This window comes from Chryseobacterium sp. B21-037, assembly GCF_028570785.1.
GTDB lineage: Bacteria > Bacteroidota > Bacteroidia > Flavobacteriales > Weeksellaceae > Chryseobacterium > Chryseobacterium proteolyticum.
The window spans coordinates 2552446-2576994 of the sequence record NZ_JALGCB010000001.1; the positions used below are offsets into that span (position 1 = coordinate 2552446).

Genomic DNA, 24549 nt, shown 5'->3' on the forward strand with positions numbered 1-24549 from the left:
AATTCCAAAAAAGAGAACAAGAAATCAAGTACGCGTATCATTATAATAAAATGTTTAAAAGTTGATTTTAATTAAATATTAAAACTTTGAATGGTCTTTGTTAATCCCTCCTGAACTGTTACAGGCAAAGATTTAATTTTCAGCTCTGTTTTTATCTTCTGATTGGAAACGACATAAGATTCCGTAAGCTTTTTTAAGCGTTCTGAATTTAGGGGTAAATGTAATTTATCCCCCAATTTAGCCATTCCTTCAATCATTGTTTTAGATATACTCCACAACTTTGCTTTTTTATTTACTGCAGAATTAATTGTCCTGATGAGATCATTTGTCGATATAGCATCATCATCTGCGAAATTATAGATCCCTGAGGATACATTTTTATTCATGAGGATTTCATTGACAAGGAAGTTGAGGTTATCAATACTTAAAAAGGACCTCTTATTCCCAAATGCAGCTAAAGGCCATGGTAATCCTTTTTTTACCACTTTATACAATAAATTCAGATTCCCCTTATTTCCGGGACCGTGGATCATACATGGACGAATAATATATACTTTTTTCCCTTCTGGTAAAGATTGATTAAAAATATATTCTTCAGCTTCTTTCTTGGATTTCCCGTATGGAGTATAAGGGTTTGCCTCAGCTTCTTCAATTAAAACATGATCTACTCTATCTGCTACAGCTTTTACTGAGCTAAAGTAAAAAAACTCTTTAATTTCTGAGTTTAAGAATTTGTTAAATAATTCAATTGTCAGATCCCTGTTTATTTTATAATACTCCTGGTCATCAGAAGTGTTGGATGTATCATGTGCCTTCCCTGCGAGATGGATTATTGCATCACCATTCATAGGAAATTCATTTCTCCAATTTTCATTTCGGAGAGATAAGGAAGTAACATGATGATCCTTTGATTCTAAGAACGTTGAAAGGTTTTTACCTACAAACCCAGATGCACCGGTGATCGTTATATTCATACTATATTTTTTAATCTGACAAAGGATATTATTTTCCTTTGATGATATTTTCTAAATTGGATATACAACTGGACATTCTGAAATTATCCTCATAATACCTCCTGCTGTTTTCTCCTAATTGGGTAAGTACTTCTTTTGATAAACCGGAAGCCTTTAAAATGGTATTTGCAAGCGATTGATAATCTCCCGCAGAAACTGTAAACCCACAATCGGCCTCTTTAACATTATCTGCCCCTTCTCCATTCAGCATTGCAATTACAGGTTTGGAAGCACTCATGTAGGCCTGTAATTTCGCAGGCACTGTAAGGTTAAATATCGGATCATCTTTCAGAGTAACAAGCATCACATCAGCTTTATCAAAAAAACTGGACATCGCTTCTACAGGAAACCTACCCATTGTAAAAACCGTTTCCTGTAACTGGTGTTCTTCTATAAATTCTTTTACGAAAGGCATTTTCCGGCCATCTCCTACCAGTATAAATTTAATATCCTTTTTGTCTCTTAGTTCCAAAGCTGCCTTTACAATATTGTCCAGATCCTGTGCTTCTCCGATATTTCCAGCAAACATCACTTTAAATCCATCGGGTAAGGATGGAATGGGAAAATCTTTATTCCCTTCTGATATCGTATCTTCTGCCCAGTTAGGAAAATAAATGATCTTGTCATCAAAATTCCCTTTCTGATTGATTGACTTTCTGAATCCCTGGGAAGTAATCAAAATTTTCTCTGAATTCTTATAAAATCTTTTGATAACATTTTCATAATAATTCAATATCCATTTGTTTTTTACTCCACCCGCGATGGATAAACTTTCAGGCCATAGATCCATAACCCAGAAATAGACCGGTGTCTTCCATATTTTATTCATGAGAAGAGCAGGATAATACTGTGTTATTGGAGACGGTTCGTGTACAATAATAGCATCAAACTTATTATTAAGACCCATTAAAAAGGCTTTAATCGAAGCAAAAACAGCAAAACTATAATAGTTGATAAATAGCCGTATTCCACCTCCTTTCCCTCTGGGAAGAAGTAGTGATCTTATCACTTTTACACCATTAACAATTTGTTTTCTATTTTTAAAAACACCGTACCCTTCAAAGATCTTACCCTCAGGATAATTGGGAAGTCCCGTCAATACAGTAACATCGTGACCTTTCTTTTTTAGTTCAAAAGCGAGGTCATTACTTTTGAAATTTTCCGGATAAAAATACTGTGTTATTATAAGAATATTCATAAGTTTATTCTTCGCTCCAAACTACTCTCTTGATGTAATCCGTATATGAGATGATAATTCTTACTACTTTTTCAGATACATTAGGCATCGAATAATCGGCAACAGGTCTGAAATTACGTTGCTGCCCTATATTCTGTTGTTGTACCTGCACAAGCCCTTGCATAATGCGCTCCGGAGATAAGCCTACCATCATTACACTGGCTTCTTCCATAGCTTCTGGTCTTTCATGAGCCTGACGTATGTTGAGAGCTCTAAAGTTAAGAATTGAAGATTCCTCTGAAATTGTTCCTGAGTCTGATAATACAGCATAAGAACGTTTTTGAAGGGCATTATAGTCGTGAAAACCAAGCGGTTTTAAAAACTGAATTTCAGGACGAACCTCTATTTTCATCTTATCAATCATATTTCTGGTTCTTGGATGAGTAGAAACAATGATAGGATACTGATAATGTTCTGCAATGGCATTTAATGAATCTATAAGTCCTCTGAAGTTTTTTTCAGAATTAATATTTTCTTCACGATGAGAAGATACTACAAAGAATTTTCCTTCTTCAAGGTTAAGCTTTTCAAGGACATCGGAAGCATTTATTTCAGGGAGATAATGATTCAGTACCTCATACATTGGCGACCCTGTTTTAATAATTCTGTCAGCAGGTAGTCCTTCACGCAATAAATATTCTCTTGCAATATCCGAATATGTAAGATTCACATCAGCTGTGTGATCTACAATCTTACGATTGGTTTCTTCAGGTACTCTTTGATCAAAACACCTGTTCCCTGCCTCCATGTGGAAAATAGGAATGTGTCTTTTTTTTGCAGGAATTGCACACAGGCAGGAGTTCGTATCTCCAAGAACAAGGAAAGCTTCTGGTTTTAGCTCTTCCAGCAAAGGATCTATTTTAATAAGGATATTACCTATGGTCTCTGTTGCTGTTTTTCCAGCTGCTTCCAAAAAGTAATCAGGTTTCCTTAATCCCAGATCGTCAAAGAAAATCTGATTAAGTTCATAGTCATAATTCTGACCCGTATGAACGATGATATGTTCTATTGCTTCAGATGCATCCAAAGCGGATAATACTCTTGATAATCTAATAATTTCCGGTCGTGTTCCAACAACCGTCATTACTTTTAATTTTTTCATTAATTAATATTTTAAACTTCTACAAAATAGGTGTCGGCATCTTCTGGATTATATGCTTCATTAATCCAGAAAATAGTGTACAATTCTTCTTCACCAATATTCTTAATATTGTGGGTATACCATATCGGCATATCCACATATGCGGGATCCGACCCGTCCAGATAAAAATCAAGGACTTCATCAGAATCTATTTTTCTTAGCTGAATTAATGCTTTTCCTTTAATTACAGCAAAACGTTCGATTTTTCTGGTATGAAAATGATTTCCTCTTGTGATATTAGGCACTGTAGTTGAAAATGAACATTGCCCTCCTATGCCTAACCGGATGATCTCAACAAAAGCACCTCTGGGATCTGTATGTTGGGTAAACTTTACCGGGTAGTGCGTTTTATAATCAATATAAGAACGATAAGTATTAAATAAATTATGTTCAAAAGAATTCTTTAATGTAGGAATCTCACCATTCTCAAAATACAAACTTTTGAATTGATTAAGCAGCTCCAACACCTCAGATACTTTTCTGGATGCAGTAGCTTCTATAAAAAGTTCTTCGGTACTTTGTCCTGAACGGATTTCTTTAATAATACGATCAACCAGTTCCTGAACATAAATTAATTTTACCTCACCATCGTTTGCAATGTTAGGGGTTTCTCCATGGGTTAGCTGATGGCAGAAAGTAGCAATAAAAGAGTTATAATATGGCTTACCAAAAGCTCCAAAAACATTTGGAATGATCAAGCCTGTTACTTTACCATCATTTGCCTTCGCCCAATTGATAATTGCTTCCCTACCCTCACGTTTTGATTTGCCATACAAATTATCTCTTTCCTCTTGCGTTGAAGATGAGATCAGGACATGCGCCCTGGAATTTGTACGCTTTAATGAACTTACTAAATTTTGAGCTAGGGCTACATTGGTTTCATAAATCACTTGCTCACTTTCATGACGGTTCATCGCCGCTAAATGAATAATGACATCACATTTAGAAACGAAATCATCTAGCTTGTCCTGACTTTCAAAAAATTCTTTTTTAAATTCAACGCGCTCAAATTCCTCTGGAAATAATCCTAAAGTATTATATAAGTGACGACCAACAAAGCCATTTTGTCCAGTAATTCCAACTTTTCTCATTTAATTATTTTTAAAACAAATATTGGGTTATCTGTTATTAATTGTTTAAGATTATTACTTTATTTAAAATAATCTAATTCAAACCGATACTCATCTTCAATCTCCCCCAATTCATAATCAGCTAATACAAGCAGTTTGCTTTCTTCTTCCAAGCTTTGGATAGCAGTTAAACAACCAGCATGAATATGCAGATAGGTTAAGGCTTCTGAAGAAAGTATATATTTATTTATTTTCGCATTTGTTGAAGGATTGTCAAAATCATCTATTACGATAACAGATATTTCAAATTTCCCTTTCATACAAGCAAACCAACGTTGTTCAATTTTATGCCCCTGCCACCCTCTGACAAATTCAGTTGAATGATTTTCTATTGTATAAATACGTTTAATTTTCGTAGCATCAAACTCATTGTTATAGGTTATAATGCCTCTTATATCTTCGTGCCTGTTTCCTTTTAATATCATCAACTATATTTTGATAATTGTTTGAACTCTAATTTTAATTGATAAATTCTAAGGATATTGCATAACATCCTCTCCAAAAACTTCTTTCCTTATTAGCGGAAGAGTAGATATCAATTTTTTTAAACCTTCTACACCTTGTTGTTCTGTATTATGAGAATGATAGTCTTCTATTCTGGATATATCTTCTTCTCCTTCAGAGAAGTATTTCGCATAGTTCAAATCACGATTATCTGCAGGAATACGGTAAAAATCCCCCATATCTTCTGCTTTGATCATTTCCTCACGAGTGCATAGTGTTTCGTAAAGCTTTTCACCATGACGTGTCCCAATAATCTTAACAGGGACTTCTTTACCTGTCAGTTCAATTAGTGCTTTTGCTAAATCTCCAATACTACCTGCAGGAGCCTTGTTTACAAAGAGATCCCCCGGATTGGCATTTTCAAAAGCAAATAATACCAGATCTACAGCATCTTCTAAGGACATGAAAAAACGAGACATATTGGGATCTGTAATTGTTATGGGCTCTCCCTTTTGAATTTGATTTAAAAATAAAGGAATAACAGATCCTCTGGAAGCCATCACATTTCCGTAGCGTGTTAAGCAAACTGTAGTATCTTTTAAATTACGAGCTTCTGCTACTGCTACTTTCTCCATCATAGCTTTGGATATTCCCATTGCATTAATAGGGTAAGCAGCTTTATCTGTTGATAAACAAATAACCTTTAAAACTTTGTTTGCTGCAGCGGCAAGAATAACATTTTGAGTTCCTTCTACATTAGTTTTTACAGCCTGCATAGGGAAAAATTCACATGAAGGAACCTGTTTCAATGCAGCAGCGTGAAAAATATAATCCACTCCTCTTGTTGCCGGTTCTACAGAATTATAGTCTCTTACATCACCTATATAATATTTTATTTTTTCATTTTTATATAGGTTACGCATATCATCTTGTTTTTTCTCATCACGAGAAAATATACGGATTTCTTTAAAATGATCCGTTTGTAAAAATCGATTTAAAACAGCAGTTCCAAAAGATCCTGTACCGCCTGTTATTAATAATACTTTATCTTTAATTCCTTGCATTACTTTGTATAGTCGTTAATCGTTATTTCTAAATTTTCTTTTAGCATTTTTTTGTGCTCATCAATTTCTTCTTCAGTAAATCTATATTTAATAAACTTAGCTGGAGAACCTCCAACAATTGTATATGGCTCTACATCTTTTGTAACAACAGAGTAAGCAGCAATAATTGCTCCATTACCAATTTTAACACCTCTGCTTATAAAAGCACCATACCCAATCCATGCGTCATCTCCTATTATGGTCTCTAATTCTGCTTCTCTACCAGAAAAAATGATTGGTTTATTTGGATTCTTATAGTAATGATCTCCTCCAACAATCTTAACTTGAGGAGCCAGCATTGTATATCTCCCGATTTTAACTTTGGGATAGATTACACACCCTGGTCCGATGTAAGAGTATTCTCCGGCTTGCAGGTCTCCCGATATCTCTGACTTTCCCCCCATATAAAATGTTTTATGTACATTTTTGAGTCCATAAGATAATCTAAAAAATCTCATTTTTAAGTCTCTGTATAGTTGTCGGATTATCCCTTTCATTGATTTAGCTTAAAGATTTATTAATAGCTCTTTTAATTTCATTGGCCATCATTTCAGGAGTTCTATTATTGATGTAATGGTTATATGCATTTTCATTCATTTTATGAACTTGCTCCTTATTATTGATAATCCATTCCATTACATCTGCCAAGTTCTCCTGCTCTTTGTATATTATACCGTTATATTTATTTTTTATATTAAAAATTTCACCTCCCGTAATAGCGTCCTCTCTCGTTACGAATGAAGTACTATTACCCATAGAGTTTAGAACGGATAAACCTGCCTGATTAGGTGATATACATGCGATGGATTCAGCAAATATTTTAGAAAGTTCTTTAGCATCATAAATACTTCCAAACAATACAATTTTATCCGCTATGTTCTTTTCCTTAATAAATTCTATAATTTTCTCTTTTTCCGGGCCATCTCCTACAATTAATAATTTAGGGCAATCGTTCCTTTTTGTGTACAATAGATAATATGCTTCAAGTAACTCTCCTATTCCCTTCTGCGGATACAATGTTCCAACAAAAAGAAAATCTTTTTTATTGTTAACATCTGATTTAATTACATTTTCAACTTCTGTAGTATTATGAGCCACAAACAGTTTTTCTTCAGGAATTCCTGCTTTTATATATCTTTCCAACGGATAAGAACTATAAAATAGCGTAAAATCAGATTTTCTTGAAATATAGTACCTAAATTTATCCCATGTCGTTTTAGAGTCAAAACTATTTTCATATGAAGCAGTCACTCCGATTCCCCAATATCCAATCTTATATTTTCTATTTCTTCTTAAGCAAAGTAACATAAGACTAATCCATCTGAGATTAGATAATCCAATTACCACATCATATTGAGATGCAATATTGTACAAATTATCTTTATGAAGCTCAAAAGGTCCTGCTTTTTTAACGGGCAGATACATTGTTTTAAAAGAAAACTTTTTATTTTTAAATTTCTCATCAGAATAGGCAACAGTTAGGTCAAACTCTTCATTGATCAGTTCAAAAATTCTTTCTCGATAAGACCATACTTTGTTGTAAATGATTAAAACTTTGGTTTTCATATTTTTTTAATATTATTCATCGGAAAATTTAATCCGAAATGCCCTTTATTGGTTTAAAATTTAGAATTATTTAGTTGCATTATAATATGTTTTAAAAACATCTAAATCATATTGTTCAACGTCTTTTACATTTGAATATTCTTTCTGAAGTGCTGGGTATTTTTGTCTATTTAAATAAAAATACTTTTGACTATCCCACCATATTACACCACTTACTTTTTTCCCGGAAGAAACACGAGAGGTGATCATCTTATAATAATTTTTAAAAATATCGATTGGAATAAGTGACATCGCCATATTGGAGTTTCCTGAATTTCTCTTTTGCCATATAAATGGATAAACGTCTTTATTGTACTTTTTACCTACCTCTAAAGCATAATCAAGGTTAGTATATAAATAATCCCCACTTCCCACTTCTAATATTGGAGATCGGGCATTATATACTCTTGGATTAGCATTATACATATATAAAGAAGGAGCTATAATATCTACAGCGTTAAAAACCGGAGCCAGCCTCGCATTTACATCTTTCCATCCACTACTGTTTCCTTTGAAGGTTCTAACAGGTAATCCATAAAACCCCCATTTTAAATTGGGACGAAGTTTCTTAGCTGTTTCAACAGCTTTAACGAACTGCTGGATAGCCAAATTGGCACTTTTATCATCAGAACCTGAAATTGCTTTAATGGCAGGACCTTCCCAATCAATAACTGCAATCCCAGTACTTCCAGCAGATGTCTTATCATTAATATTCTTTGTAAATAATTCAACATCAAGATTACTTCCATCTGTTGTAACATCTTTTTGATAAAAGATAATTGCTTTTTCTAACCCATTCTGTTTAATGTATGTCTCCTGCAATTGATTCAGGCCGGTCATTCCTATGTATAATTTAGGTTGTTGTCCATACATTCTGTTTGAAAATACCAACAATATGATTGTTATTAAAAATAACAATGGACTGTTTAATTTTAAGTATTTTGTTGTTTGCATTGTTATAAAATTTAATTATTTCTTATAAACGTTTAATCTGGTATATTTATACTTTTCTCTTTTATTGTCTCTCCTGTACGTTTGTGATATGCATTCTTATTGAGATTGCTTCTATAACTTTTTGGTAGGTGATCTGATGACAAAATATGATATATACTGTTTGTATAAGGGAGATATTGATAACTACTCCAAATTGTTTTAAAAATAGTTAAGCCTATTAATAGATAAAGAGAGTATTTAATTTTGAAATTTGCAGATTTTATAATTATTGCTAAACAAACGGCAAAAAATAGTCCAAAATATAAAGTAATTCTAAAGCCTGTTGGAAAGATCAATAAAATCCTAAATAAATACATGTATAATAATGCAAAAAAATACAGTATATCACCATGAGGATTATTTAAAATTGCTTTTCTATAACGTAACAAAACGAAGAATAAGAAAAACATAATCAATGAACCAATAGTGAATATTGCGTTATTAGATTCCGCTACATAAACATTTAATAATTTATATGCTATTGTTGGAAACAAAGAGGCAAAATAATTTGAAAACTCATTTAAAATTTGTGGAAAAAAACCTATAATACAAGCTATAATATACCAAATTGATAAAGTAACATTTGACCGATATATCATTTTTTTCCTAAATACAACTAGTAAGGATAATAAAATTGGAGCAATTAATGAAATGTGAAATAAAAGTCCTAATAATGCAACAATAATAAATTTAACATACTTCTTATCCAGTAAATATACTGTACTCCAAACTAATATAACTGACCCACACATAAACCTTAAAGGATTATCAATCAGCATAAAAAGGAGGTTATAATTAAGCATGATCCCAATCGCTAAAAACTCACCTTTAATAAATCTTTTTATGAATTTTATAACTGAATATAAATAGAGACATTTTACAAGTCCAAGAAACAACCAAAAATCAGGTATAATATGTCGTATCAAGTATATGAGATAATAAAATCCCTGCTCATAATCTCTTCTTAAAAGGTCTTTATCTGTAGCAAAATTATATAAGTCTTCATAATGTCTCCAGTCTGTTCCAACAGTATAGCCAAAACATAAAAATATATATATCCATACAAGAAATAGCTTCTTACCCAATATATGTTTTCTATCGGGTAGATTATCCATAATGATACACAACAAGAATGTTACAATATAGAAAAGCATTATAATGTATTATATAAATTCAAAATATACTCTTTACCATAAGTGTGATTAAAGCTACTATTTTTTAGTTGGCCATTTTTATAATCATTATAAATTTTTTTAAATTCATTATATATCATACTATGATCACTAATATCTGCAAAATATTGTACATCATTTTTTTGGTAAAGATCATTTAAAACACCAACTGAAGGACTAATGCTAAATATCGGCGTATTGTGAGACATATAATCACCAACTTTAGTAGGCAGAAAAATACCTTCACCACAAGGTGCTTCAATTATTAACGCTACGTCGTACTCTTTTAAAAGTTCTAAACTCTTTTTGTATTCCACAGGAGGTAACAGATTGATTTGATTATTACCTTCCACATTTTTAATTAATTCCTTCAAATCATTATCAAATATTCCTATAAAATCAAGAGTAATATCTTTTGCACCACTTTCTGCAATGAACTTGGCAAATGCCTGAACAACAATCTTAGGATCACGCGGAGATCGAACATTTCCAGAATGAATTAATCTTAACTTCCCGTTGTTTTCTTTTTTCCAATAATTGGCTCATATGCCAAATGAGGAATTATTACAGTCTTTGACTTATCGGGATTAAGATAGTTCAACATGTAATCTCTTAACCGTTCATTAGGGAAAATATGCTTATCTGCAAAATCCATTATAGTAATAATACCTTTGTTATAAAACGGCATCTTGGCATCTAATCCTCCACCATAAGGAACTGGATATTTAAGTGGCGGATAAGGATCATTCCATGTAGAAATCCATTTTAACCCCAGTTTCTTTTTAAGATAATATCCGATTAAAAAACTAGGCGTATCTTTTGTAATAACATAATCGTATTTTTCATTTTTAAAAAATGACTTATTATTAAAAATGACTTCATAGGCCCAGTGAGCTCCTTTAAATACTGTTCCAAACAAAAAATAAACGTATAAATGCTGAAATAGTGTTTTTAAGGTAAATTTGTTATCTACTTCTACAACAATACTTCTATTAATTTTGACATTTAAATCTTCTAAAGACTGAGTGGACGGATAATTACTCCATTTTATTTTTTTAGAAATGAGGTCGATTTCATATCCATTATTACTTAATAATTCCAGCAGCTTAATGTTAACAATAGCTTCAGGAGAATTAACCGGATATGAACTGGGTGCAATAAAAAGTACTTTCTTTGACATTATTCAAAATTTCTTAAAACATTCAATACATCTTCCACCATTGCGTTTGCTCTGGCATTAAGAGTTTTATAGCTATTTCTTATATTCTCTTGATGTTGCTGATAATTACCTTTTATATTTTGTATGTATTTATCCAGAACAGAGATTTCTTCTTCAGGATTCCAATAATAAAATCCACTAACTTCGTCACAAAGCGCTTTTAGTTTTGGATCAATTCCTAAACATATAGTTGGTATTCCCAGATTAAGAGCAAAAATTGCAGCATGATAACGAGATGTAATTAAAATATCACATTCATTTAAATACACATAAAACTCTACAAATTTGTACTTTAAGGGGTGCCAGATAATGAGATTCCTTATTCCTAAATCAGATCTTTTTTTAACCTGTTGAATTAATACATCATCTTTTGATTCAGAAAACATGAATAAATTTCTTTCGAAATCTTTTTGTTCAGGTAACCAATTAAAGATTTTGCTGTTAATGAGTTCTCCTGTATTGTTATGAGGCCAATCTCTAAGTACTACTCCAAGCTTTAGCCTGTCTTCTTTAGTGGCTTCATGATTTAATGGATATTTATTCTTGAACAAGTCCGTTAAGCATAGATCTGCTCCAAATTGCCTGTTTTTTAAATCCCATTTTTCTAAATATTGCAATGAAATACTATCTCTGCAATAAATTTTATCATACAATGCCAAGTCATTCTTAACATTAACTTCATCCTTCTCTGTACCAAAAGGTCCAAGCCCTATTCCTAAAGCCAGTTTTAATTTGATATCTTTTTTCTTTTTACCTTTTGAAGTTAAAAAGCTGATCAACAAAGATGGTTCTTTTAATAAAAGATTAAAATAAAGTTGGTATCTGGAGCTTAATGATATGTCTCTTTGTGACTTTTCAAATGAAAAGAACTGGGTTCCACCACCTAAAATATAAACATCAGCTGACTCAAAACGAGATGCTGCTAAACTTAGAAATTTGGCATTGCTGAATTGCTGTTTAATATATTTTTCCTTTTTACAAACAATCTTTGCATCTATATTTCGATTAACATGAGAAAGTAGATCCAAAGTCATTTCTAACAATAAATCATCACCTACATTCGCATCTCCATACGCTCCTTTAATTAATATGTCGATTTTTCTATTTCTCTGCATTTGTTCAATTCTTTATATAAACATTATACCACCGCTTAATTGTAAGTAATACCAATAATAAACTCACCAACAATAAAACCACTCTAATAATTACGGAGACATTCATTTTAAAAAGAAAAAGCCCCCCAAGTACAATTCCAAAGTATAATAGATTATACCATGTTAGCACCAGTTTCTTATTTACCAGTTTATTTTTAATAAAATAAGGAATAAATAATACGGTGTTTAAAAAATAGGCAATCACAAAGGCTACTCCTCTGCCAATGGCTCCATAATCAACAAGTAAGTAACTGAATGCTATTGCCGTAATACCCCAGAAACCATTACTAAAAACACTAAACCACATGAAATTACCTGCAGCAAAATTTCTGGCAATACCCTGTTTTTGTGAATTTATAATAGTAAATATAGAAACTAATATTGTCGTAATATACATATCATTGTTATGATACTGTGATCCAAATAAAGAGGAAAATACCTCAGGTAAAAAAACAGTTGGCAGACATATAATTAAACCAAAAAACATTGGATGGATTATATTTAGAAATTCAAACTTTTTATTTCCATTTCCAAAGTTCTTCATAGCGTAAGGATAAAAAACCTGTCCAATAATACTCAATAAAATCATTGAAATTTGTGAGTAGTTATTGCTGGCATTAAAAATACCCATTTCGTATAAACCATTATGATTTCTCTTTATCAAAATACTATTACAAATTAAAATAATTGGGTTAACCATTAAACTGCTAATGAATGCAGGTAAGCTAAATTTTAGTATAATATCAAAATTTGATTTTATATTATCAAGAGAAAACCATATTCCATGTTCTTTGCATACTTTTCTAAGTAATATCGCGGAACATAGCCATATAGAAAAATTAGTGATTAGAAGTGCAAAAGCAAATCCATTCACTCCATATCTTTCCGTTAGTATAATAATTAAAGGAAAGGATAATAATCCATTTACAATATTAATTATAGAAATGGATTTAAAGTTTTCAAATCCTGCCAATGCACCGGTTTGCAAACCATTCAGAGAAGAAAATAAAATAGCAATAGAACAATACAACATAGGTTGCCATATTTCTTCTTTGCCTGTCAATAATACACAAAGCTCCTTATTAAAAAATAAAGAACACACTAACACAAGTATGGCTAGTAAAAAAGAAGATAATCGTACTAAAGAAAATATTTCACTTGTTTTTCTCTTATTTTCATGAAGATTTATAGCAATGTATTTAGTGGCAGTAACTCCAAAGCTTGCAAGACTTAGCAATGAAAAAGTGGTAATATAGGATTGTAGAATCCCAATATTACCAAAATCAGCTACGGACAATTCTCTTGCAACAAAAAACATTGCTAGAAAGCCTAATCCTTTAGAGGCTATTACTCCTAAGAAAGACCAAAAAATACCTTTTATAAGCGTATTTTTTTTAAAATCGTTAATAAGATTTTTAATTTTTATCATTAAATATTAATGATTATAATTTAACGCCACAAAAATCTATAACGATTTTATCGTCAGCAATTTCCAACTTCTTAAATTCATTATGAGCAACAAGGAAAACAATGATATCCGCCTTCTTTACTGCATCTTTGTAATCTGTTAATTTAAAAATCTTGTGTTCTTGTACATTAGGTTCAACAATAAACAAGTCAGCATCTCCTGAATCTTGTAATACCCTTTCTGCAATATGAATAGCTGGAGATTCTCTCAAGTCATCAATATTGGGTTTAAAAGCAAGTCCCATAATAGCTATAGAAGGTTGACGCCCTTGTTTTAATTCGAATTCTAAACGTGCTGTCTTAATTTTTTCAGCACACCAGAATGATTTATAATTATTAGTTGCACGGGCTTGCGCGATGATACGAGATTCCATAGGGAAATCAGCAACAATAAAGTACGGATCAACAGCTATACAATGTCCTCCTACTCCGCAACCTGGTTGTAATATGTTTACACGTGGATGTTTGTTCGCCAATTGAATTAGTTCCCATACGTTAATACCTGCTTTATCACAAATCAATGATAATTCATTAGCAAATGCAATCTGAACATCTCGAGAGGAGTTTTCAGTTAACTTACACATTTCTGCAGTTCTAGCATTTGTCGGATGAAGGTCTCCCTTAACAAATTGACGGTAAAATTCAAGTGCTTTTTCGGTAGATTCTTTATTTACACCTCCAATTACACGATCATTATGAACCAGTTCATACATTACGTTCCCAGGAAGTACTCTTTCTGGACAATAAGCCAAATAAATTTTATTTTCCAATTCCGGACGCTCTGAAAAAATGTATTCCATCATTTTTTCGGTAGTCCCAATAGGGGATGTAGATTCAATAATATACAAGTCTCCCTCTTTTAATAGAGGGATCAACACCTTTGTGGCTGCTTTTACATATGAAATATCAGGTTCATGATTTCCTTTAAATGGTGTTGGAACGACAACCAAATAAGTATCAGCAATCACTGGTTTTGTGTCCGCCTTTAAATAGCCATTTTTAACTGCATCTGCCACAGCTTCATCTAAATCCGGCTCTACAATATGAATTTTACCAGCATTAATGGTATCCACTACATGTTGAGAAATATCTACTCCATGTACTGGTATGTTATTATTAGCAATTAAAGCGGATGTTGGCAATCCGATATATCCTAAACCTATCGTTACTACTTTTGGTTGCATACTTTTATTTTAAATATTACTATTTTGTTTAATGAATTGGACAATACGTTGACATGCCTTTCCATCACCATAAGGATTATGCAAGGCACTCATCATTTGATACCGTTGGGTATCTGTCAGTAAATTTTGTGCTTCAGAAACAATTTTGTTTTTATCAGTTCCTACTAGAATTACCGTCCCAGCATCTACAGCTTCAGGACGTTCAGTTGTATCACGCATTACTAATACTGGTTTTCCTAAGCTCGGAGCTTCTTCTTGTACGCCACCAGAATCTGTAATAATCATATATGATTGTGTCATTAACCAAACAAAAGCCGGGTATGCTAAAGGATCAATTAACTTAATATTATCTATTCCTGATAAAATTTCATAAACAGGCCCTTTAACGTTTGGATTTAAATGTACAGGATAAATAATCTGAACATCAGAATTTACTACCGCTATTTCCTTTAATGCTTCACAAATATTAATAAAACCTTGTCCGTGATTTTCTCTTCTGTGTCCGGTTACTAATATTAATCTTTTGTTAGTATCTACAATATTTTTTAGAGATTCAATCTCATCGTTTTCTATTTTCGTAACTCTTTCTGAGCTATCCAATAATGCATCAATTACAGTGTTCCCGGTTACTAGGATATCTTTCTCAGCTACACTTTCCGAAATCAGATTGCTTTTTGACTGCTCAGTAGGTGCAAAGTGATAATCAGCAATACGTCCTGTAACCTGGCGGTTTATTTCTTCTGGAAATGGAGATCGTTTGTTATAAGTTCTTAAACCAGCTTCTACGTGACAAACTTTTGCACCGGAATAAAATCCAGCTATACTTGCGGCCATAGTGGTTGTAGTATCACCGTGAACATAAATAAAGTCAGGTTGAAAATCGTCCAAAACAGATTTCATTTCTGTAATAATATCTGCTGTTAATGAATATAAATTTTGATTAGGTTTCATCAAATTTAAATCATAGTCAGGTTTGATATCAAAGAATGACAGAACCTGATCAAGCATTTCTCGATGTTGTGCAGTCACACAAACCTTGGTTTCAAAATCAGCATTCTTTTTAAACTCTTTTACCAACGGAGCCATTTTTATAGCTTCAGGACGTGTCCCAAAAATGATAAGATTTTTAATTTTCATAAGTTAATTTCCCATTCTTTTTTTAATAAATCTATGATGAACTCTTAATATTAAAGTTACAATCATCAAAAAACACGTGCGATTTTTAATTTTGCTAATCTACCGCACAGTAATATAATTTTATTTTTTAGGGTTATAGTCTAGAATCGTAATGACTTAAAAAGCCTTTAACATCATAAATGACTCCCTCTTCCTTTAAAAGTTTTGATAAATCAACGTCTAAAAATTCCTTATGAGATACAGTAAGTACTATGGCGTCAAACTTTTGAGAGCTTATTCTACCATTAATTTGTTCAATATCTTTAATGATTTCAAATCCATACTCCTCTTTGACCTCCTCATTTTTTGCCCAAGGATCATAAGTTGTGACTTCTACACCATATTCTTCTAATCCCTGAATAACGTCAATAACTTTAGAATTACGGATGTCCGGACAATTTTCCTTAAAAGTGATACCCAGGTTTAAAACTCTTGCACCCTTTATTTTAATATCTCTTTTAATCATCAACTTAATAACCTGAGAGGCTACAAATGCCCCCATAGAATCATTTAGTCTTCTTGCTGCCAGTATTAATTCTGAATAATATCCTATTTCCTGAGCTTTTTGTGCTAGATAAAAAGGATCTACCCCTATACAATGCCCCCCAACCAAACCAGGCTTAAAGGGTAAAAAATTCCATTTAGTTCCAGCTGCCTCTAAAACATCATTAGTATCAATGTTCATAAGCGAAAAAACCTTAGCTAATTCATTTATAAAAGCAATATTAATATCCCTTTGGGAGTTTTCAATAACTTTAGATGCTTCTGCAACCTTAATGGATGGAGCCAAATGTGTTCCAGCATTAATGATTGACTTATATAAGTCATCTACAATAATTGCAACTTCTTTTGTAGAACCTGATGTTACTTTCAAGATATTTTCTACAGTATGATTTTTATCTCCAGGGTTTATACGTTCTGGTGAGTATCCTGCAAAAAAATCTTCATTAAATTTTAAACCAGATACTTTTTCTAACACTGGAACACACTCTTCTTCTGTGACTCCGGGGTATACTGTGGATTCGTAAATAACAATGTCACCTTTCTTCAGAACTTTTGCTACCGTTTCTGAGGCTTTATATAATGGTGTTAAATCGGGTCTGTTATGTTTATCAACAGGTGTAGGTACTGTGACAATATAAATGTTTGCTTCTTTAATATCATCTACTTCTGATGAACAATACAATCCTTTTTGTGAGATGTTAGAGTTTGAAGCCTCTTTAAAAGGGTTTGTTTTAGATAAGACAGATTGTAGTATATTGTTATCTACTTCTAATGTATGATCTGTGCCGTGATTTAACTCTTCGATTCTTTTCTGGTTAATATCAAAACCAACAACTGGATATTTCGTAGCAAATAAACGTGCTAATGGTAACCCAACATATCCTAAACCAATTATACTAATTCTAATCTGTGTATCCATCAATATTGTACCTTCTAAAAGTCACTCCTAATATTATAATATCTCTTGTTAATCCCATAGCTTAGTAACAAAATTATTTTTTAAATAATCTTTGCCACCAGCTTTCCTTTTTATCTTTAGTATATCCATATCCATAACCATAATTATATCCATAACCTCCAGCACTTTTGGATACATCATTAATAACAAAGGATACATTAGAAAGTTTAGAATCTTTAACTAAATCATTTGTAAAATCTATTAATACATTTCTTGACACCCCAGACCTTACCACGTAAAGAGTTGTATCCGCAACATCTGCAATATTAAGAGTATCCGATACTAGTACAAGGGGTGCAGAGTCGATAATAATATATGCATATTGTGATTCCATTTGGTGGATAAGTTTTTGGTATCTACCATTAGAAAGAAGTTCCTGAGGATTAGGAGGAATACTTCCAGCATAGATTACATCACAATTTGGATTGGTATCTGAAGTATGAATAAGATCTTGGACATTAGTTGATTCATCGTATAGATATTCTGTAAGCCCCTTTCTTTTCACTGGTTCACTATCATAACGCTGAATCTGCGGATTTCTGATATCAGAACCAATAAGTAGAGCCCGCCCATTTTTATTTCCTAATGTAAGTGCTAAATTAACTGATACTAAAGTTTTTCCCTCTCCCTTAACAGATGATGTAACCATAATAATTTTAGCTGATTCCTTAACAGGTAGCACAAATTTAAGATTGGAAACCAATACTCTGAAAGATTCTGCTAATTCAGAAAAATCATTTTTTTGCACTAAATGATTTTCTTTATCATTTAATGTTGGTATATCTGCTAAAATACCTAAAGAAGAACGCTCCTTAATATCGTCACGATTATAGATTTTATCATCCCACATAAAGAACAAATAAAATATGGCAAAGGGAAGCAGTATTCCAAGGAACAGAGCTCCCAGAAAAACAATACTCTTTTTAGGTGATATGGGAATATCATCGGTAAATGCGGGATTTACAATTTTTGCTTTTGGAACATTTACAGATAAGTTGATTGCATTTTCTTCTCTCTTCTGTAATAAAAATAAAAATAGTTGCTCCTTAAGATTCTGCTGACGCTCTATTCCACGATACACTTTTGATTGTCCAGGTACCTTCTCAATAAGTCCGTTACTTGTTGCAATCTGATTATTAAATTGTGATATAGTTGCCTGCACAGTCTCCTTTTGCTGGCGAATATTCTCACGAACAATCTCTTTTAATGAAGCTATTTCTTTATTCATTTCCACTACAGCAGGGTTTTCATTAGTCGCCTGCTTTAGTGTTTTATTTCTGGTAATAAGAAGTGTATTATATTGAGAAATAGCTTGTTCCAGTGAAAGATTGAGTCCAAGATTGGAAGGCATGAGCTGGTTTCCACCTTTTGCAGCTTCTTGCGCTAAAGAGTTCAAAAGCTCCAGCTGCGCTTGTTGCTGTAAAAGCGCTTTGGTATTATCGTTTGTATTTTGAAGTGCCAATTGTGCCTGGATTTCAAGATCAACGATACGATTGCGATTCTGGAAATCCTCCTTTTGATTTTCTACTCCAGATAGATCACGGGTAATAACCTCTAACCTTTTATCAATAAATTCTTGTGTATTTTTTGCCTGTAAATTTTTATCTCTCAGACCATCCAAATTATATTGCTTTGTGACTTCATTTAGAATAGCTTCTGATTTTTCCGGAACTCCACCTATCAAACTGATATCCATCAACAATGCTTTTTGATCCGGTAGATCTACTTTAATCTTTTCCTCTAATTTTTTAACTCTCTCAATCGGATTCCAAAATACTATTATATATTTTGAACGAAATTTAATTCCAGAATTTTTATGTAGAATAACTGTTCCGAACTTCAAATGTAGAGGTTTGTCAAATTCTCCTTTAAACTCAGCTTTCTTATCATCAATTAATGTAAATTGATGATCACCTACTTCACTAACATTATATTCTGCAGATTTAAATTTCTTTTCATTTTTAAATGAAAGTATTTTACCTGTAATCGGTATCTGTGTAAATAATTCCGAATCCTTAATTTCTCCCGCACTAAAGTATTGAACACTTAGGTTTAAGTTTTTAACAACCTGCATAAGTATTGGACGGGATGTAACTACAGCTACTTCACTTTTCATCTCATCAGCATTTCCTAAGCCTATCCCCAAATTATCCAAATCCGCAAGTGCAGAAGTAAGATCTGTTTCCTTTTTATCAAATTTAAGAGTAGTTTTTGATTGATATTGAGGAATAGAATATCTTAGATAGATGTAGGCTCCAATCATAAACATTAAAATGGATCCAATAAACCAGGGCCATTTTCTTAGATATTGCCCGATAATTTTCTTTATATCTAATACTTCTTCTTTTTCCTGAAATTCTATATGCTGCATGTTCTAGTTTATCGGGTTAAAGAAATAACGAGGGTTGCTGCTGCCAATGCTGAAGCAATAATTTGAAATGTAAGAGCTCTATTTGGATTAGAGTTTGCCTGTATTTGCTTATTATGATCAGGTTCTACATAAAGAACATCATTTTGTTTCATGTAGTAGTAAGGTGAATTTACTATATCCGATCTTGATAAGTCTAAATTAACAACCTGATCCGAACCATCGTCTCCTGAACGAATAAGTTTTACGTTTGTACGATTTCCAAAATCTGTCATATCTCCCGCAAGACTTAATGCCTGAAAGATATTAAGCTTTTGTGTAGGACTTTCTTTTTGGCCAGGAAGCTTAACCTCACCTAAAACACTAACATTGAAATTTTTCAAAGTAATGGTAACTAAAGGATCTGTAAGATATCTTTTTAAACGGGACTCTAATTCCTGCTTTAACTGTATTTGTGTCATCCCTTTTGCATAAACATTTCCTAACACAGGAAAATTAATATATCCTTCTTCATTTACCATATACTCACTGGGTTGTACATATTGAGTTATACCATTTGGAGACTCACTTCCAACACGATTTGCAGTATTTAGGTTAAATGGTTTTACTGCTATCTCATCAAGCGCAGAAACGAGAATCAGAAGCACATCACTTTCTTGTATATGTAACCCCTGAAATTTTGCTTTAGCCACTTCCTCCTCCATATTATGCTGTGCCATATATACCATATTTTGTTTAGGCTTGCAAGATGCCAAAACCGCTGACAAAATTATAAGGTAAGTAATAATAGTTTTATTCATGATATTATTTAATCTACTGTCGCTTGACTTTAATTTTATTTATTGATTACATTCCGTACAAGCTATTTTTTTCTACTAATTTGTGATTTAATGTTCACCTGCTGGTGACAATCTATTCTAAAATTTTATTTATTAATTTTTAATCAATGCCAATATCCCCACAGTTATTGAAGCAATTACAGAGGCAACAGAAATGTAAAGTCCAGTATTAGGATCTACCCTAGCTGCTTTTTCCCTGTTAGCATTTGGCTGAACATATACTACATCATTTTGTTTCAGATAGTAGTAAGGAGAATTTATAAAATTAGCACTTGTAAGATCTATTCTTTCTTTGCTGATCTGTCCGTCAACATTTCGAACAATTAAAATATTATTTCTTACTCCATATGCAGTTAAATCTCCTGCTAGACCAATCGCACCTAATAAAGTTGTATTTCCATCAGGTATTACATAAGTTCCGGGTTTAGCAACCTCACCAAGAACAGAAACTTTAAAATTAATCAGTTTTATGTCTACAATAGGACTTTTTACGTACTCCGAAATTAATCCCGTAAGCTTGGTTCTTAATGTTTCAATATTTTCGTTTTTAGTGCTTATTTTTCCAATCTGAGGAAAAACAATATCACCATTGGTATCTATAACATAAGTCGGTCCTGACATAGGAACCTGTTGAGGAAGATTATTGGAACTCGGCAAAGTATACTGAGCAACTGTACTAGCTGAAGAATAATTCTGATTAAAAGGCTTTACTACATCCATATCTTTTGCTGAAACTGTAATAATTAATTGATCCCCAGGCTGAAAATCAACTCTGCTATTTTTAATCGAATTTTCGAGTGTAATACTATCAATATCTTTCATATAATTGATATCCTGTCTCGTTGTACAAGAAAACATTGCTAAACTTACAGCACCATAAATAAAATACTTTAAACTCATTCCTGATAATTTTTCCACAAAAATAGGATAATTATTTTTTTACAAACTATTCATTGATTTCATTGCACTCAATTACTCTTCTACTAATGGTTCTTTATCCAAAATTTCAAACTCGGAGTTATTGCTTATAAACTCCTGAACAATAGTTTTTAAAATTCTAACTACCTGTAATTTATCTCTTTTAACAGCAGCTAATATAATCTGCTTGCATAGCATATCCACCTCATCGAATTCCATTATAGGATCTCTTGAGATCAAAATCTTTTCATGGTGTGTAGGAATGGTAACAGTATTATTACTTAAAAGTTCCTCATATAATTTCTCTCCCGGTCTTAAACCAATGAAGGTAATTTTTATATCTACATCTGGCGTATAACCAGATAGTTTTATCATTCTTTTAGCAAGATCTAAAATCTTAACAGGTTCACCCATATCAAATACATAAATCTCTCCTCCATTACCCATAGTTCCTGCCTGAAGTACAAGTTCACATGCTTCAGGAATTGTCATAAAGTAACGAATAATGTCCGGGTGAGTAATCGTAACGGGACCTCCCTTTTCTATTTGCTTTCTAAAGTGAGGAATAACCGAACCGTTTGATCCCAATACATTCCCAAAACGCGTAGTAATAAACTTAGTAGTATTTCCCGGTGAATTCTGTAAAGACTGAACAAACAATTCTGCTGCTCTTTTTGACGCCCCCATAACATTGGTAGGGTTAACAGCCTTATCGGTAGAAACCATCACAAAACGGTTTACTTTATACTTTTTTGATAATAAAGAAACGTTCTTTGTCCCTAAGATATTTACAAAAATAGCTTCATGCGGATTTTCTTCGATTAACGGAACGTGCTTGTATGCAGCGGCGTGATATACCATTGAGAACTGATAGTCTTCAAACACTTTTTCTAATCTGTAACTGTTAGAAATATCCGCCAGTACAAATTTAAACCGTTGCTCAGGAAATTTTTCCAGAAGCTCTAATTCCAATTCATATAATGGGGACTCTGCCTGATCAAGAACTACAATTAATGCAGGATTGAACTGCGCAACTTGCCTAACAATTTCACTTCCAATAGAACCAGCACCTCCTGTAACTAAAACATTTTTATCAAAATGTCTCTTTTTTACGTCTTCACTCTCTATTTTTATAGGTTTACGATTCAATAAATCTTCAATCTGAAGCTGGCTGATTCCTCCAACGAGATCACTATCTCTCATTTTACTAAGTGTCGGAGCTTTCAGTACTCTCAAACCGCTGTCCAAAGCTAAGGTCATCCACTCTTCGATTTCCTGCTTTGTCATAATCTCCTTAATCAACAATACAGCATCAAACTGCTTGATTAATTTTTCGCTTTTAAAAAACTGATTTTTATTATAAATCTTGTAGCCCAATAGTAAAGCTCTGTTTGAGTCCGATCTTCCTGTAAGAAAACCCTGCAAACGATAGGGATAGTTAGGATTATGCATAATGGCGCGAGCCAATGCTACAGAAGCCTCTCCAACGCCTACCACTGCTATTCTTACTTTAGAAGAAGCACCTTTAATATCAATTAGCATATTAAAGAATTGCTTAGTAACCATCCTAAAAAAGAACATGATGGATACCGAAATAAGGAAATACAAAAACAGATTAGGATACAGGAAAAGTGATGTACCCATGGCCATCTGTGAAATGTAATTGATAATCAAAAGACTGACCAATGTACTTCCTGATGATAGTATAATCTTGAAAAAATCAAAGAAAGTAGAATGTCTTATAATACCTGCATAGGTTTTGAAGACATACATAAACAGGATATTAATCCCAATTACTAAAATCCTTTTCTGAACAACATATTCCGGAAAATTAACTTTTACATCCAGATTCCTTAAGAAAAGACGTGAAAGCAAAATTGAAAAAAAGATAATTAAAATATCGATAATGATAACCAACCATCTCGGTATATATCTCAATTTCGTGATTTTCACAATGTTATCGCCATTGTAAAGAGCATTAAAAGCTTCATGCAACTTTTTCATTCAACATTAGGTGATTTTATTAGCGGGGCAAAGGTAATAGATATTATTCATAATTTTAATGCAATTGTTTAATTTCTTTTTTCTACTTTATCTATTTCCAATAAAAACTATTTCTAACACATATTATTGTCTATAAAAAAATTTATATACAATCTCCATACTTTTTACGCTATTTATATCATATTTTCATTGTTTTTCAGATATAAATTTCAAAATATAAATATTGCAAACCACATGCATTTTTCGTGCCACTTACTTTAATTTCTATTAAAATTTTAATTTTTTTTTAAGGAAACAATGTAAGATATTACATATAAAAGTCTTATAAAAACCAATACTAAATTCACAGTATAATTATTATAATTTATTATCCTTAAAATTTCAACAAAGCTATTTTTTTTAAACAGAAAATAAACGGAACGTAAATTACATATATATTAATTCTCAAGAACCTGCAGGATTATTTCATATTCGTACCCCTTGCCTATTAAATAACTGATTGTTTTCGTTTTTCTCTGGTACTCTTTCAGCTCACTGGATTTGGAATAGTGATCATCAAACATCTTTTTAAGGGTTTTAAAATAATCGTCCTCATCTATTTCATTAAAGCAGGATTGAATAAGCTTTTCGGAAATTTGCTTTTGCTTTAAATTCATCCGAATCTTATTTCTCCCCCAGTGCTTTATATAAAACTTTCCCCTGATATAACTTCTTACAAACCTCTCCTCATTCAGATAATTTTCCTGAATCAGATATAAAAGAATCTCCTCTTTAGCTTCGTTGATCAGCATGAATTCTTTCATCTTTTGTTCAACTTCAGCATGACATCGGTCCTGATAAACACAATAGTTAACCAGCTTTTGTTTGATTTCTTCAAAAGTATAAGATTTCTTATCCATATATTATAAAAAAAGAATGAG

At 32.3% G+C, this 24549-nt stretch carries 22 protein-coding genes; all 22 read right to left on the reverse strand.

Annotated features, from left to right (window positions below; all coding sequences use genetic code 11):
• Positions 1-71: 71 nt before the first annotated feature.
• Positions 72-974: an NAD-dependent epimerase/dehydratase family protein gene (locus tag MTQ00_RS11265; RefSeq protein WP_273649086.1), complete on the reverse strand. Its 903-nt coding sequence runs from the start codon at positions 972-974 to the stop codon at positions 72-74.
• Between the two features lie 28 nt (positions 975-1002).
• Complete coding sequence (locus MTQ00_RS11270; protein ID WP_273649087.1) at positions 1003-2211, reverse strand: glycosyltransferase family 4 protein; 1209 nt, start codon at positions 2209-2211, stop codon at positions 1003-1005.
• A 4-nt stretch (positions 2212-2215) separates the two neighbouring features.
• Entirely contained in the window at positions 2216-3352 is a 1137-nt protein-coding gene (gene wecB / locus MTQ00_RS11275; RefSeq protein WP_273649089.1) for a non-hydrolyzing UDP-N-acetylglucosamine 2-epimerase, read from the reverse strand.
• Between the two features lie 11 nt (positions 3353-3363).
• Entirely contained in the window at positions 3364-4482 is a 1119-nt protein-coding gene (locus MTQ00_RS11280; protein WP_273649090.1) for a polysaccharide biosynthesis C-terminal domain-containing protein, read from the reverse strand.
• A 59-nt stretch (positions 4483-4541) separates the two neighbouring features.
• Complete coding sequence (locus tag MTQ00_RS11285) at positions 4542-4946, reverse strand: WxcM-like domain-containing protein (protein ID WP_273649092.1); 405 nt, start codon at positions 4944-4946, stop codon at positions 4542-4544.
• Between the two features lie 48 nt (positions 4947-4994).
• Positions 4995-6029: a polysaccharide biosynthesis protein gene (locus MTQ00_RS11290; protein ID WP_172280025.1), complete on the reverse strand. Its 1035-nt coding sequence runs from the start codon at positions 6027-6029 to the stop codon at positions 4995-4997.
• Complete coding sequence (locus MTQ00_RS22280) at positions 6029-6565, reverse strand: CatB-related O-acetyltransferase (protein ID WP_306613945.1); 537 nt, start codon at positions 6563-6565, stop codon at positions 6029-6031. Before MTQ00_RS22280 ends, MTQ00_RS11290 begins: the two co-directional genes overlap by 1 nt.
• Before the next feature lie 4 nt (positions 6566-6569).
• Positions 6570-7634, reverse strand: a complete 1065-nt coding sequence (locus MTQ00_RS11305; RefSeq protein ID WP_273649094.1) for a glycosyltransferase family 4 protein — start codon at positions 7632-7634, stop codon at positions 6570-6572.
• Positions 7635-7700: 66 nt separating this feature from the next.
• Complete coding sequence (locus tag MTQ00_RS11310; RefSeq protein ID WP_172280029.1) at positions 7701-8627, reverse strand: hypothetical protein; 927 nt, start codon at positions 8625-8627, stop codon at positions 7701-7703.
• Positions 8628-8659: 32 nt separating this feature from the next.
• Entirely contained in the window at positions 8660-9781 is a 1122-nt protein-coding gene (locus MTQ00_RS11315; RefSeq protein ID WP_273649096.1) for an EpsG family protein, read from the reverse strand.
• 38 nt (positions 9782-9819) lie between these two features.
• Positions 9820-10212 carry a hypothetical protein gene (locus MTQ00_RS11320; protein ID WP_273649098.1) on the reverse strand — a complete coding sequence of 131 codons (393 nt, stop codon included), beginning with the start codon at positions 10210-10212 and terminating at the stop codon, positions 9820-9822.
• Positions 10213-10343: 131 nt separating this feature from the next.
• Positions 10344-11018, reverse strand: coding sequence for a glycosyltransferase (locus tag MTQ00_RS11325; protein ID WP_273649100.1), 675 nt, complete (start codon positions 11016-11018; stop codon positions 10344-10346).
• Entirely contained in the window at positions 11018-12172 is a 1155-nt protein-coding gene (locus MTQ00_RS11330; protein ID WP_172280035.1) for a polysaccharide pyruvyl transferase family protein, read from the reverse strand. The genes MTQ00_RS11325 and MTQ00_RS11330 overlap by 1 nt, the downstream gene beginning before the upstream one ends.
• A gap of 4 nt (positions 12173-12176) precedes the next feature.
• Positions 12177-13640: an oligosaccharide flippase family protein gene (locus tag MTQ00_RS11335; protein WP_273649102.1), complete on the reverse strand. Its 1464-nt coding sequence runs from the start codon at positions 13638-13640 to the stop codon at positions 12177-12179.
• A gap of 13 nt (positions 13641-13653) precedes the next feature.
• Positions 13654-14862: a UDP-N-acetyl-D-mannosamine dehydrogenase gene (wecC, locus tag MTQ00_RS11340; protein ID WP_273649104.1), complete on the reverse strand. Its 1209-nt coding sequence runs from the start codon at positions 14860-14862 to the stop codon at positions 13654-13656.
• Between the two features lie 9 nt (positions 14863-14871).
• Positions 14872-15999 (reverse strand): non-hydrolyzing UDP-N-acetylglucosamine 2-epimerase, encoded by a 1128-nt coding sequence (gene wecB / locus MTQ00_RS11345; RefSeq protein WP_273649106.1) that lies wholly within the window; start codon positions 15997-15999, stop codon positions 14872-14874.
• A gap of 133 nt (positions 16000-16132) precedes the next feature.
• Positions 16133-17461 (reverse strand): nucleotide sugar dehydrogenase, encoded by a 1329-nt coding sequence (locus MTQ00_RS11350; protein WP_273649107.1) that lies wholly within the window; start codon positions 17459-17461, stop codon positions 16133-16135.
• Between the two features lie 73 nt (positions 17462-17534).
• Positions 17535-19871 carry a GumC family protein gene (locus MTQ00_RS11355; RefSeq protein ID WP_273649109.1) on the reverse strand — a complete coding sequence of 779 codons (2337 nt, stop codon included), beginning with the start codon at positions 19869-19871 and terminating at the stop codon, positions 17535-17537.
• 8 nt (positions 19872-19879) lie between these two features.
• Complete coding sequence (locus MTQ00_RS11360; protein ID WP_228456987.1) at positions 19880-20587, reverse strand: polysaccharide biosynthesis/export family protein; 708 nt, start codon at positions 20585-20587, stop codon at positions 19880-19882.
• 213 nt (positions 20588-20800) lie between these two features.
• Positions 20801-21607: a polysaccharide biosynthesis/export family protein gene (locus tag MTQ00_RS11365; protein WP_273649111.1), complete on the reverse strand. Its 807-nt coding sequence runs from the start codon at positions 21605-21607 to the stop codon at positions 20801-20803.
• Between the two features lie 72 nt (positions 21608-21679).
• Positions 21680-23629 carry a polysaccharide biosynthesis protein gene (locus tag MTQ00_RS11370; RefSeq protein WP_273649113.1) on the reverse strand — a complete coding sequence of 650 codons (1950 nt, stop codon included), beginning with the start codon at positions 23627-23629 and terminating at the stop codon, positions 21680-21682.
• 437 nt (positions 23630-24066) lie between these two features.
• Entirely contained in the window at positions 24067-24528 is a 462-nt protein-coding gene (locus MTQ00_RS11375) for a regulatory protein RecX (RefSeq protein ID WP_273649115.1), read from the reverse strand.
• Positions 24529-24549 lie beyond the last annotated feature (21 nt).

What these genes read in the sequence shown, in the direction of transcription:
- wecC (WP_273649104.1), bottom strand. Translation starts at nt 14,862, where the DNA reads ATGCAACCAAAAGTAGTAACGATAGGTTTAGGATATATCGGATTGCCA.
- MTQ00_RS11280 (WP_273649090.1), bottom strand. Translation starts at nt 4,482, where the DNA reads ATGAGAAAAGTTGGAATTACTGGACAAAATGGCTTTGTTGGTCGTCAC.
- MTQ00_RS11360 (WP_228456987.1), bottom strand. Translation starts at nt 20,587, where the DNA reads ATGGCACAGCATAATATGGAGGAGGAAGTGGCTAAAGCAAAATTTCAG.
- MTQ00_RS11330 (WP_172280035.1), bottom strand. Translation starts at nt 12,172, where the DNA reads ATGCAGAGAAATAGAAAAATCGACATATTAATTAAAGGAGCGTATGGA.
- MTQ00_RS22280 (WP_306613945.1), bottom strand. Translation starts at nt 6,565, where the DNA reads ATGAAAGGGATAATCCGACAACTATACAGAGACTTAAAAATGAGATTT.
- MTQ00_RS11290 (WP_172280025.1), bottom strand. Translation starts at nt 6,029, where the DNA reads ATGCAAGGAATTAAAGATAAAGTATTATTAATAACAGGCGGTACAGGA.
- MTQ00_RS11365 (WP_273649111.1), bottom strand. Translation starts at nt 21,607, where the DNA reads ATGAGTTTAAAGTATTTTATTTATGGTGCTGTAAGTTTAGCAATGTTT.
- MTQ00_RS11350 (WP_273649107.1), bottom strand. Translation starts at nt 17,461, where the DNA reads ATGGATACACAGATTAGAATTAGTATAATTGGTTTAGGATATGTTGGG.
- MTQ00_RS11270 (WP_273649087.1), bottom strand. Translation starts at nt 2,211, where the DNA reads ATGAATATTCTTATAATAACACAGTATTTTTATCCGGAAAATTTCAAA.
- MTQ00_RS11315 (WP_273649096.1), bottom strand. Translation starts at nt 9,781, where the DNA reads ATGGATAATCTACCCGATAGAAAACATATATTGGGTAAGAAGCTATTT.
- MTQ00_RS11305 (WP_273649094.1), bottom strand. Translation starts at nt 7,634, where the DNA reads ATGAAAACCAAAGTTTTAATCATTTACAACAAAGTATGGTCTTATCGA.
- MTQ00_RS11265 (WP_273649086.1), bottom strand. Translation starts at nt 974, where the DNA reads ATGAATATAACGATCACCGGTGCATCTGGGTTTGTAGGTAAAAACCTT.
- MTQ00_RS11310 (WP_172280029.1), bottom strand. Translation starts at nt 8,627, where the DNA reads ATGCAAACAACAAAATACTTAAAATTAAACAGTCCATTGTTATTTTTA.
- MTQ00_RS11335 (WP_273649102.1), bottom strand. Translation starts at nt 13,640, where the DNA reads ATGATAAAAATTAAAAATCTTATTAACGATTTTAAAAAAAATACGCTT.
- MTQ00_RS11325 (WP_273649100.1), bottom strand. Translation starts at nt 11,018, where the DNA reads ATGTCAAAGAAAGTACTTTTTATTGCACCCAGTTCATATCCGGTTAAT.
- MTQ00_RS11355 (WP_273649109.1), bottom strand. Translation starts at nt 19,871, where the DNA reads ATGCAGCATATAGAATTTCAGGAAAAAGAAGAAGTATTAGATATAAAG.
- MTQ00_RS11375 (WP_273649115.1), bottom strand. Translation starts at nt 24,528, where the DNA reads ATGGATAAGAAATCTTATACTTTTGAAGAAATCAAACAAAAGCTGGTT.
- wecB (WP_273649106.1), bottom strand. Translation starts at nt 15,999, where the DNA reads ATGAAAATTAAAAATCTTATCATTTTTGGGACACGTCCTGAAGCTATA.
- MTQ00_RS11285 (WP_273649092.1), bottom strand. Translation starts at nt 4,946, where the DNA reads ATGATATTAAAAGGAAACAGGCACGAAGATATAAGAGGCATTATAACC.
- wecB (WP_273649089.1), bottom strand. Translation starts at nt 3,352, where the DNA reads ATGAAAAAATTAAAAGTAATGACGGTTGTTGGAACACGACCGGAAATT.
- MTQ00_RS11370 (WP_273649113.1), bottom strand. Translation starts at nt 23,629, where the DNA reads ATGAAAAAGTTGCATGAAGCTTTTAATGCTCTTTACAATGGCGATAAC.